General features: G+C 67.8%; 13 protein-coding genes. 6 read left to right on the forward strand and 7 right to left on the reverse strand.

Annotated elements, in window-relative coordinates; genetic code table 11:
• Nucleotides 1-129: 129 nt before the first annotated feature.
• A complete protein-coding gene (locus RJ03_RS03700) occupies nucleotides 130-1248 on the forward strand; it encodes an alpha/beta hydrolase (protein WP_036498106.1) in 1119 nt (372 codons plus the stop codon).
• A gap of 34 nt (nucleotides 1249-1282) precedes the next feature.
• Here the strand turns inward: RJ03_RS03700 and RJ03_RS03705 are convergent, their stop codons facing one another.
• On the reverse strand, nucleotides 1283-1843 hold the full coding sequence (locus RJ03_RS03705) for a TetR/AcrR family transcriptional regulator (protein WP_036498107.1): 561 nt from the start codon (nucleotides 1841-1843) through the stop codon (nucleotides 1283-1285).
• 325 nt (nucleotides 1844-2168) lie between these two features.
• Here RJ03_RS03705 and RJ03_RS03710 point away from each other — a divergent pair, with 325 nt between their 5' ends.
• The 4 genes from RJ03_RS03710 (at nucleotide 2169) to RJ03_RS36905 (ending at nucleotide 5050) form a co-directional block, all read left to right on the forward strand.
• The gene (locus tag RJ03_RS03710) at nucleotides 2169-2486 is read left to right on the forward strand and encodes a DUF222 domain-containing protein (protein ID WP_245552171.1); all 318 of its coding nucleotides are present in this window, start codon (nucleotides 2169-2171) and stop codon (nucleotides 2484-2486) included.
• Between the two features lie 179 nt (nucleotides 2487-2665).
• Complete coding sequence (locus RJ03_RS03715; RefSeq protein WP_051024258.1) at nucleotides 2666-3877, forward strand: GNAT family N-acetyltransferase; 1212 nt, start codon at nucleotides 2666-2668, stop codon at nucleotides 3875-3877.
• 141 nt (nucleotides 3878-4018) lie between these two features.
• Nucleotides 4019-4789 carry a trans-aconitate 2-methyltransferase gene (locus tag RJ03_RS03720; RefSeq protein WP_036498108.1) on the forward strand — a complete coding sequence of 257 codons (771 nt, stop codon included), beginning with the start codon at nucleotides 4019-4021 and terminating at the stop codon, nucleotides 4787-4789.
• Nucleotides 4790-4876: 87 nt separating this feature from the next.
• Nucleotides 4877-5050: a hypothetical protein gene (locus RJ03_RS36905; RefSeq protein WP_157163324.1), complete on the forward strand. Its 174-nt coding sequence runs from the start codon at nucleotides 4877-4879 to the stop codon at nucleotides 5048-5050.
• 49 nt (nucleotides 5051-5099) lie between these two features.
• Here the strand turns inward: RJ03_RS36905 and RJ03_RS03725 are convergent, their stop codons facing one another.
• Nucleotides 5100-5663: a dihydrofolate reductase family protein gene (locus RJ03_RS03725; protein ID WP_036498110.1), complete on the reverse strand. Its 564-nt coding sequence runs from the start codon at nucleotides 5661-5663 to the stop codon at nucleotides 5100-5102.
• A 67-nt stretch (nucleotides 5664-5730) separates the two neighbouring features.
• Nucleotides 5731-5931 carry an FAD-dependent oxidoreductase gene (locus RJ03_RS03730; RefSeq protein ID WP_036498111.1) on the reverse strand — a complete coding sequence of 67 codons (201 nt, stop codon included), beginning with the start codon at nucleotides 5929-5931 and terminating at the stop codon, nucleotides 5731-5733.
• Between the two features lie 104 nt (nucleotides 5932-6035).
• Between RJ03_RS03730 and RJ03_RS03735 the strand changes: the two genes are divergently transcribed.
• Entirely contained in the window at nucleotides 6036-6731 is a 696-nt protein-coding gene (locus tag RJ03_RS03735) for a class I SAM-dependent methyltransferase (RefSeq protein WP_036498113.1), read from the forward strand.
• A gap of 34 nt (nucleotides 6732-6765) precedes the next feature.
• Here RJ03_RS03735 and RJ03_RS03740 read toward each other — a convergent pair whose 3' ends face one another.
• The 4 genes from RJ03_RS03740 to RJ03_RS03755 all read right to left on the reverse strand — a co-directional run.
• The gene (locus RJ03_RS03740) at nucleotides 6766-7731 is read right to left on the reverse strand and encodes an ABC transporter substrate-binding protein (RefSeq protein ID WP_036498114.1); all 966 of its coding nucleotides are present in this window, start codon (nucleotides 7729-7731) and stop codon (nucleotides 6766-6768) included.
• Between the two features lie 60 nt (nucleotides 7732-7791).
• Nucleotides 7792-8550 carry an ABC transporter ATP-binding protein gene (locus RJ03_RS03745; protein WP_036498116.1) on the reverse strand — a complete coding sequence of 253 codons (759 nt, stop codon included), beginning with the start codon at nucleotides 8548-8550 and terminating at the stop codon, nucleotides 7792-7794.
• 1 nt (nucleotide 8551) lies between these two features.
• A complete protein-coding gene (locus tag RJ03_RS03750; protein WP_036498117.1) occupies nucleotides 8552-9403 on the reverse strand; it encodes an ABC transporter permease in 852 nt (283 codons plus the stop codon).
• Nucleotides 9404-9455: 52 nt separating this feature from the next.
• On the reverse strand, nucleotides 9456-10551 hold a 1096-nt coding region (locus RJ03_RS03755; protein WP_036498122.1), incomplete at its 5' end, for an aryl-sulfate sulfotransferase.

Below are 10551 nucleotides of genomic sequence, written 5' to 3' on the forward strand. Positions count from 1 at the left end.
TTTCTTGAATGATCATCAAGAAGGGTAGCGGCTTCTTGACTGTCGTTCAAGAACTCTCTACCGTTGCCGAACGATCTTCTTGGATGACGTCCAAGAAGAACTGCGGCGAGGCGGAAAAGGGCACACGATATGACGAGCAGCGGGCCGGATCAGCACGAGGGAACAGCGGTACAGCGACGTGAGGTCGCCTTCGCGTCCGGGACGGACATGTGCGCGGCATGGCTGTACACCCCACCCAACTCGCGGGGACCGCGGCCCATGGTGATCATGGGGCACGGGTTGGGAGCGGTTCGTGAGATGCGCCTGGATGCCTATGCCGAGCGGTTCGCCGCAGCGGGCTGGTCGGTGCTGGTGTTCGACTACCGCCACCTCGGCGCGAGCGACGGATACCCACGCCAACTGCTCGATATCGGCAGGCAACGCGCGGATTGGCATGCCGCCCTGGCCTTCGTACGCACCCTACCGGAGGTCGATGTCGACCGGATTGCGTTGTGGGGCAGCTCTTTCGGTGGCGGACATGTCCTTCAGGTCGCTTCCGAGGACAGCCGCATCGCGGGGGTCGTGGCCCAGTGCCCCTTCACCGACGGACCCGCGTCGTTGCGCTCGCGTCTACGGACCGGCCCGCTGAGCGCGATAGCGCTGACAGCGGCCGGCGTCCTCGACACGGTCGGTTCCTGGTTCGGCGCGAAGCCGATCCTGTTGCCGATGGCGGGGACGTCCTGGATGCCCGCGTTCGTGACCTCACCCGACGCTCTCGCCGGTGCTTCCGCACTCCTGCCCGCGGGGACACGGCTCTCGCGGCGCACCACCGCATTGTTGAAACGGATGCCCTCGGTGCGGGCTCAGGTGTCGAAGAACATCGAGCTGACCGAGATCGACGGTGGGGAAGAACCCGCAACCGTTGTCGGTCGCGACAGCATATGGGGTGTATTGCGCGGCCCCGCTGGTGAATTCGATGCCGCCAACGCCCTGGCCGCACGGCTGGCGCTGCACCTTCCGCTCTATCGGCCCGGTCGCGCGCTGGCTCGCTTCAGCACTCCGACGCTGCTGTGTGTCTGCGACAACGACGCGGCCGCGCCCGCGAAGACCACGAAGCGTCGTGCGCGGGGCCTGGCACACGTGCACGTCCAGAACTACCCTTGCGACCACTTCGACATCTACGTGGGCGAGCACTTCGAACGCGCCGTGCGTGACCAACTCTATTTCCTGGCAACACAATTCGACTACACCGCACGCAGCGCGCAGTAGGTCGCCCGGCCTCGTGGACGTGCGGAGACAGTACTCAGCCGGCGGCTGCGGCAAGACCGCGAGCGCTGTTCAGCAACGTCTCGATAACCGCGCGCCGCTGGGCCTGTTCCGTTGGATGGGTCAGCAAGCCCTCGACGACGAAAACGCCGATCGCGACCAGTGGATCCACTTCGTCAGCGGGCACGCCGAGTTCGATCAGCTCCGCCCGGAACAATCCCTCGGCCAGCGCGTGGAACTGCTCGTGCCATTCCCGAATGGACGCGGACTCCTCGGCGCGCGTGTGCACCGTGCTCACCAACCGGCCCAGCTGCTCCAATTCCTCGACCAGCCACAACAGCCGATCAGCCAGCCCCGAGTCCAGCACTTCGCCGTAGGAAGCCATCGAGTCGGCCAGGACCGCGTCCAGCACCGCGATCAATACCGCGTCCTTGTCCTGGAAGTACCAGTACAGCGTGTTCGACACCACCCCGGAATCCCGGGCGATCCGCGCCATCGATGCCGCGTCGTAGCCTTCCTGGACGAACAGCCGCCGTGCAGCGGCCACGATTTCCGCACGCTTCTCTTCTCGATCACGTGGCCGTCTGTTCCGGGGCATCTCCAGTCCTGACTCGTCATCCGGCGTCGACCCAACCTTATCTTGGACGGCCCCCAAGACACGCCACCACCCGACGCCTCGGAACGTCCTGTACTGCCGCCTATCGAGCGCTGTGCGCCGCAACATCGCCCAGGATTTCCGGTCAGCGCGATACCCCTCGGACCTCGTCCTCGACCGGAATCTTCGGGCGCTGCGATCCGGTCACCACGCGTCTCCTTCCCGATCTTGTGCTCGGAGCGTAAACCGACCGACCTGCCGGACAGTTCGACGCGCTGAAGGAGTCGATGATCGAACAAATGTTCGAGACTGCGGTAGGCTGCCTCGCGTGAACACACATTCGACCGCATTGGCATCGAATGCTCCGGCACGGGGATGGTCGGAACTGGCCGATGTCGACTTGCTGCGCACCCTCGTCGAAACCGAGCGCCGCCGGCGCCGATTGGGTGCGGCCATGGTCGCGGCCGTCGCCGAGGCAGAGCGCCGCGGCCTCGCCGCCGACACCGGCTACCGGGACACAGCGGAGCTCTTGAGCGATCTACTGCGGATCAGCGCCTCCGAAGCTCGTCGGCGAATCGAATACGCCGCCCCGCGAGCCCGCTCCCACGCCAGAAAGGCGTGGCGGGCGATGGCGGCAGCGGGCTGAGACCGAGTTCGGGTGCGGGACGGAAAAATCCATCGCCGAGCAGCTGCCACGCGGCGGTGCCACCAGAGCTTCGCGGCGGCCCTGCAGATCCGCATCGCACCGATCCACGGCGGCGGCCCGCTAGCGTGGTCCGGGAAGCGCGGTACACGAAGTGCCCGCGCACGACCCGGAGGTGACGAATGACCAGCGGCACATCGGCCGTCGAACTCGCGACGCTGACGGCGACCGGGGACGTGCGGGCGGCGGGAGATATCTTCCGCACCGCGATGGTCGGTCTGCCGCCGCTGCCGGACGGCGCCGAAGGACTGGTCGAGCCGGGGCGCACGCTCGGGGCGCGGCTGGACGGGCAGTTGGTCGGGGCGGTCGACTCCTATACGAGTTGGCTGGTGGTGCCCGGCGGGCAGCGTCTTCCGCATGCGGCCGTCACGCACGTCGGCGTGCTGCCGACCCACACTCGCCGGGGTGTGGTGAGCGCCCTGTTGCGGCGTCAGCTGGCCGATATCGCCGAGCGCGGTGAGGTGGTCGCGAGTCTGCGCGCCACCCAGGGCGGCATCTACGAGCGGTTCGGGTACGGGGTGGCGAGTTCGTACGCGACGCTCGAGGTGGATCGACGGCAGGCCCGGTTGCGCGACACCGTCGCCCCGGGCGGGCCGGTGCGATACCTCGATGCCGAGAACCGGTGGGAGACGCTCGCGAAAGCCTATGCGGCCGCAGATATTTCATGGAACGGCGCGATCGACCGGCCGCCGTATTGGTGGCGGTTCCAGGAGTTGGCGGCCGGCAACACCGGCTGGACGGTGGTGCACGGCGAGCCCGGCGCCGAGGACGGATTCCTGCGCTATCACCCTTCGGACAGCGCGGGCTGGCCACGCAATCCGCAGCGCACGATCGTCGTCGACGACTGGGTGGCGACCACGCCCGCGGCCTATCGCGGACTGCTGCGGCACCTGCTCACCCACGACATCGTGGACCGGATCGTGATCACCTTCGCACCGGTCGACAGCGCACTGCGGCACCTGTTCACCGACGAGCGTGCGGTCTCGGTCGCCGGCGTGCACGACGAGAGCTGGCTGCGGCTCGTGGACGTCCCGACGGCGCTGCAACGCCGAAGCTACCGCCAGGCACCGGCAGTGGTCCTCGCGGTGACCGACGACATCCTGCCCGCCAACACCGGCTCCTACCGCATCGCCGCCGACACCGTCACCCGCGTCGACGCACCCGCCGATCTCACCACCGACGTGGCCACCCTCGCCGCGGTGTACCTCGGCGGATCCACCTGGCAGCAACTGGCCCTCGCCGGTCGGGTGAGCGAAAACCGCAGCGGCGCAATCGAAGACGCGGACAACCTGTTCACCACCACCTCGGCCCCGTTCGCCGGGACCTACTTCTGAACCCGGCGAGACGACCTACGTCAGTGCCGGTCCGGTGCACCCGCTGAGGCGAGGCCGCTGCGGGCTGCCGCACAGGAAGGACCGCCACGCGCTAACATAACGCTTGTACGGTTTAGCACCTCCGGCGAGTGGGAGCAGCCCATGTGGGATCCCGAGAAATACCGCAGTTTCGGCGACCATCGCTCACGACCGTTCTTCGAACTGGTGGCCCGCATCGACGCCGAGAAACCGCGCCGGGTGGTCGACCTGGGATGCGGTCCCGGACAGCTCACCGGCGTGCTGGCTCAGCGGTGGCCGCAGGCGCGCATCGACGCGTTCGATTCCTCACCCGAAATGGTCTCGGCGGCAAGAGAATCCGGTATCGATGCCGAAGTGCGCTCCGCCGAGGAGTGGCAGCCGGCACCCGATACCGATGTCGTGGTGACCAATGCGGTGCTGCAGTGGGTGCCGACGCATACCGCGCTGCTACCGCGGTGGGTCGCGGCCCTGCCGTCCGGAGCCTGGCTGGCATTGCAGGTGCCGGGCAACTTCGACGCACCCTCCCATGTCGCCATCCGCGAACTCGCCGCGCGCGACGAGTGGCGGCCGCGCCTGGAATCGAGCGGCATCCTGCAACCGCGCGACGTCCTCGATCCGAGCGGCTACGCGACGCTGCTCACCGCGGCCGGATGCACGGTCGACGCCTGGGAGACCACCTATCTGCAGCGGCTGACCGGCAACGATCCGGTCCTCGAATGGGTGACCGGAACCGCGCTGCGGCCGGTCCGGAGTGCGCTCGACGACCAAGCGTGGACGGAGTTCACCGCGCAACTCGCCCCACTCCTGCGCGGCGCCTATCCCCAGCGCGCGGACGGAACGACCTGGTTGCCGTTTCGGCGGGTCTTCGCCGTGGCCCACAAGTCCGCTGACTAGCGCCTCCGAATGACTTGTGCCGCAATGCATACCGCATCGGACGGACAACCCGGGTAGCATTGTGAGACGATTCCGAAGGGGGACATCATGTCGTCGAACAGTCATCCGGAGCAGGCCGACGATCCACGTGCCCGGTGGCGCCACCTGCCCGCCGAACCCGCCTACTACGTCGAGGAAACCGACGTCGACGGGAGTTCATCGAGCTCCACGGTGCCCGCCGTCGACCCGGCCCAGGACTTCGTTCGGCTTTACGGCGCCTAGGTTCGGCTTTTGAGAACCTGAATACCCGCCGCAGGAAAGCGGGGCGGATTCAGCGTCGGACGCGATAGCGAATATGCGTAGCCGCAGGCGTATTGATCACCTCGACGATGTCGAGTTCGATCTCCGCCGGCAACATGTCGAACAAGCGACGCCCACGACCGAGCAACACCGGAATCACATGGATCTGCAGTTCGTCCAGTACCCCCGCTGTCAACGCCTCGCGCACAGTGTAGGCGCCGCCGCGTATCTGCACATTCCGCTCCCCAGCAGCAGCTTTCGCCTGTGCCATCGCGCTCTCGATGCCGTCCTGCACATAGGTCACCAGCGGGTAACCCCAGCGAGCAGCCGGTGCGGGCGGGCGATGGCTGGGTACGAAGATCGGTTGACCGTTGTGATCGCCACCCCAGTGGTCCATCAGCTCCGCGGTCCGCCGGCCCGACAACACCGCACCCGCGGCGTTCCACTCCTCCTGGAACTGGGCGAGCGGCCCGGCCGCGTCGGTCTCCTCGGCCCACAGGTGCAATCGCTCACCGTCCTCACCGCCGAGGAAGTCATCGGAATCCGCGATATACCCGTCGAGCGACATCGACATATCCAGCACTGATACACACATAGTTGACTCTTTCGCAGGTTTCGAGAGTGAGCTTCCTACCCGATCGGACGACGGCGGTCCGTGGAATTCATCGCCAACTCGCCGCAGGTTCCGACGAGCGGCGGACCGCGCCGACTGGGCGCCGGGCGCTCTCGGCGGCGGATTCCATGGTGGAGGGCAGTGCGGTGCGCGTCCAGTCACCGGCGAGGAACAGACCCCGCACCGGGGAGGTCTGCTCCAGGCGCAGGGATTCCGAGGAACCGGCACCGCACGCCGGATATCGAGTCACGTCCCGTGACAACCCCTACCGCCCGCACCCCCGCACGAGGCGCAGCCGTAGCATCGAATGAGCTCCATCCATGTCTGATAGCCCCGACCGATCCGGAGGACATCATGACCACACCGGGCGATTTCACGTTCGAGGATGCGTACCAGGGCGATGCCGGCCCGTTCTCCGGCGCCAAACCGCCCTGGAGTATCGGCGAGCCGCAGCCGGAGCTGAAAGCGCTTGCCGAACAAGGGAAATTCCACGGCGACGTCCTCGACGTCGGCTGCGGAGAGGCCGCGATCTCGCTGTATCTGGCCGAGCGCGGTTTCACGACGGTCGGGCTGGACTCCGCCCCGACCGCCATCGAATTGGCCCGCGCCGAGGCCGCGCGGCGCGGACTGACCACCGCCACCTACGAGGTCGCCGACATCACCTCGTTCACCGGGTACGACGGCAGATTCGGCACCATCGTCGACAGCACCCTGTTCCACTCGATTCCGGTCGACCAGCGCGACGGATATCAGCGTTCCATCGTCCGCGCGGCGGCCCCGGGCGCGTCCTACTTCGTGCTCGTCTTCGACCGCAAGGCGTTACCGTCCTCACCCGAGGGGTTCGGCCCCAATCCGGTGACCGAAGACGAACTGCGCGAGCTGGTTTCGAAGTACTGGGTCATCGACGACATCCGCCCGGCCCGCATCCACGGCAACGATCTCCCCCGCGACGATCGATCACCGGTCCACTTCCAGGACGTGCGCGACGAGCCCGGCGGCCGCAGTTCGGTTCCCGCCTGGTTGCTGCAGGCCCACCTGGCTGTGGCCTGACCGGTGTTCGCGCGGTCCGCACGAGACTGCCGGCTTATCCGCCCTGCGGCACGAACTTCGATTCGGCGCGGGCCTGGTAGTCCGGCAGCTGGGCCGCTTTGTCGAGGGAACCCTGCGATTTCGCCCAGTCGGCCAGGGTCGTCAGGGTGCCGGCGAGCTCGGGTCGCAGCTGGAGGCGGAAGTCGAACTCGGGCAGGATCTTTCGGATGAGGTCCGCCGACAGCTGAGTCGAGGCGGCAACCGCGGTGATCGCCGGCTCGGCTCCGGAGGTCAGCTCGGTTCCCGCCTCGCCGAGGGCCGCGAAGAAGGCGGTCAGCGCATCGGGCTTGCGGGTGACGGCGTTGTCGGTGGCCAGGTACAAGCTGTGCTGACTGTAGGTGCCGCCCGCGAGTTCGACCGCGTCACCGCCGAGTGCGTCGATCACCTGGGCCTGGTACGGCTGGAAGATCGCGACCGCGTCCACATTGCGCTGCCCGGCAGCGGTCACCATCGCCTGCGGTGCCACCTGCACCAATTTGGCGCCGATATTGTTGTGCGACAACGCGTTCGACGCGAAGTACGCCGCGCTCGTACCCAGCGGTGTCCCGACGGATCGGCCGCCGAGATCCGCCAGCGAGGCGATTCCCGCGCTGCGCCGGGCGACGATTCGCGAACCCTCCCAGCGCGATCCGTCGCCGACGATGCGCAGTGCGGGCGAACGGGTCAGCGCCGCCGCGGCCGGGACATCCGCGGCGGTGGCGATGTCGAGTTGGCCGGCGGCGAGCGCCTGCAGCGCCTCGACCCCGGTGGAGAAGTTGACGACCTTCACCTTCACCCCGTGCCGGTCGAAATAGCCGGCCTGTTGCGCCACCGGTACCTGCGCCCAGGAGGGATCGACGACGAAGCCGACGGTGAGGGTGTGTGGATCGGATTCGTCGGCGCCGGAGCATGCGGCCAGCGGGACGATCAGCGCGACGAACGCGAGGAGTGCGATCAGGGCGCGGGACATCAGTGATTTCACGGGCTTCTCTTCATCTGCGGGTAGTGGAAGTCATTGCGGTACAGGGAGTTCGAGAACGTGTCAGGGCACCGTGCGCACGATTCCGAGTTCGTGGTGCAGGGTGCGGCGCAGTCGGCTGTACCCGGGCTGGTCGGCGAGCGTATCGGCGGGCCGCGGGCGGGCCAGCGGATTCGTGATCAGATCGACGATCTGCCCGTCGCGCAACACACCGATGGTGTCGGCCAGCCTGATGGCCTCGTCCACGTCGTGGGTGACGAAGACGACGGTGCGTTGCAGCCGGGTCCACACATCGATCAGCAGGTCCTGCATGTTGAGCCGGGTGAGTGCGTCGAGGGCGGCGAACGGTTCGTCCATCAGCATGATGTCCGGTTCTCCGGCGAGCATGCGGGCGATGCCGACACGCTGGCGCATACCGCCCGACAACCGACTCGGCCGCTGTCCGCCGACATCAGCGGGCAGACCGACGAGGTCGAGCAGCTCCGCGATGCGGTCCGGCCGCTCCCGCGCGGCGACTCCGTGTGCGCGCAAAGCGAATTCGATATTCGCCGCGACGCTCATCCACGGGAACAGCACGTCACGCTGGAAGGCCACACCCCGACGCGGATCGGGACCGGTCACCCGCTGCCCCGCGTCGGTGACGGTGCCGGTGGTGGGTGACAGCAGGCCCGCGAGGCAGTGCAGCAGAGTCGATTTGCCGCTGCCGGAGGCGCCGACGAGGACGGTGAACGAGCCGTCGGGCACCGTCAGATCGATACCGCGCAGCGTGGGTCGCTCCGTATCCGGGAAACGCACCACCAGTTCATGTGCGGCGATCGCCATCTCAGTTCACCTCCTTCGCCCAGCGCACCACCGGCGCGGTCAGCGCCGCGATCGCCAGATCGCAGGCCGCGCCGAGGACGCCGAGCACGATCAGGCAGAAGATCAGCCGATCGGCCTGGGAGAACAGCTGCGCCTGATAGATCCGATAACCGATTCCCGCTGTGGTTCCGGTCATTTCGGCGACGACGATCAGCACGAACGCCATGGCGGCACCGACCCGGATCCCGCCCACCACGTCCGGCGTCGCCTCCGGCAGCACGATCCGGGTGAGCGTGTGCCATCGGCTCGCACCGAGACAGCGCGCCGCCTGCAGGTAGTGCTCCGGCGTGCCGGCGAATCCGGAGTGGCTGTTGATCCATACCGGAACGAACACCCCCAACGCGATGACCAGCACCTTGCTGTTCTCACCTAGCCCGAACCACAGAATGGCCAGCGGAACCAGGCCGATGGTCGGGATCGGTGAAAGCAGCCGCAGCACGGGCTGCAACACCGCGCGTCCCGTTCGGGTGGTCGAGGTGACGATCGCGGCGAGCACGCCCGCGGCCACGCCGACCACGAGACCGAGCAGTGCGCGCTGCAGACTCGCGGCGATATCGGGCAGCAGCAGACCGTCGCTCCACAGCGCCTGCCCCGCGCGCGCGATCTGCGGCACGGTCGGAAACAGCTGGCGCGGAAAGCTTCCCGAGGCGGCCACCAGCGACCACACGAGTGCGGCCAGCACCAGCCCGGCCGCCGTGCCGCCGACGGTCCGCCAGTGCCGCGGCAGCCGTACGAGACGGATGCGATCGCGGCGCGGCGATGCCGGGGCGGTTGGCCCGGCGGTGTCCGGTGTGGTTCGCAGACTCGATGTCATGGGTCGAACTTCCTCGCGTCAATGACCGGCGGCCCGGCCGGTGAGAACCGGGCTAGGCGCCCGGAGGAACAGTGCCGCGCAGGTCGACGGCGACCGGGGCGGATCGCGGCGCGCCGATCGGCACCCAGTCGAACGGAACCGCCTGCGCCCGATAGACCATCGGCGTTCTGCTGAGGCGGTCCACGCCGGGCACGCGCGGCTCCCGGACCTCCGGTTCGCCCGCGACGCCGAGCCCCTCGTAGGGCGAGACGTACTCCCAGACCACCTGGCCCTGCGGCGTCACCTGGAATATGCGCCCCTGCATGCCCTCGGTGATCAAGGTGTTGCCGTTGGGCAGCCGCTGCGCGTTGCTGACGAACGAGCTGAAGAACGTCCACGACGGCAGACCGGAATCCTCGGCGGTGTACTGCCAGACGATCTGGCGCGTCGACGGATCCACCTCCAGCACACGGGATCCCGCGTAGATACCCAGCGGTGCCGGCGGATAACCGGCCCCGCCCTGGTTGTCGAAGATCAGAATGTTCCCGGCGCCCGGCAGGCCGTCGGCGATGAGGTGCGGATTGTGCTGCCCGGAGATCTGATCCAGCGGCCGCGGCACCTTGTGCGCGTTGATCCGCTGATGTTGCGCCCCGGCCTCGGCGTCGAAGTACGGGCCCAGCCGCCACACAACGGCTTTCGTGGTCTTGTCGATCAGGGCGACGACATTGGCCTTGCGGCAGCTGATGAGGATGTTGTCCGGGTGGAAGACAGTGTGCGGATCCGCGCGGTGCCAGTGATTGGGGCCCAGCGATTTCGCGCTGTTGATCTCCAGGTAGCCCCATGGATCGTCGGGATCGCGAAGTACCGTGGCGCGCAGCGCATCCCAGCCCGCCTCGGAGAACCCCAGTTCGCGCAGGTGGTCGCCGGCGCGCCACTCCCACACGATCGCCCCGCCGGGATCCACCTCGTAGAGTCCTTGATCGCCGACCGGGTCGGGGCCCAGACCGGGCACGACCCGTGGGATGGTGACCAGCAGCAGCCGGTTGCCGTTCGGCAGCAACTCCCAATCGTGGTTCTGCCGGGCGGCGCCGCCGGGCGCCTCCCGCCCCCATTCCCACACTCGCTCTCCCGACCAGCTCAGTTGTCCCACAGTGCGATTGGCGTAGATG

The organism is Nocardia aobensis NBRC 100429, from assembly GCF_000308375.1.
GTDB lineage: Bacteria > Actinomycetota > Actinomycetes > Mycobacteriales > Mycobacteriaceae > Nocardia > Nocardia aobensis.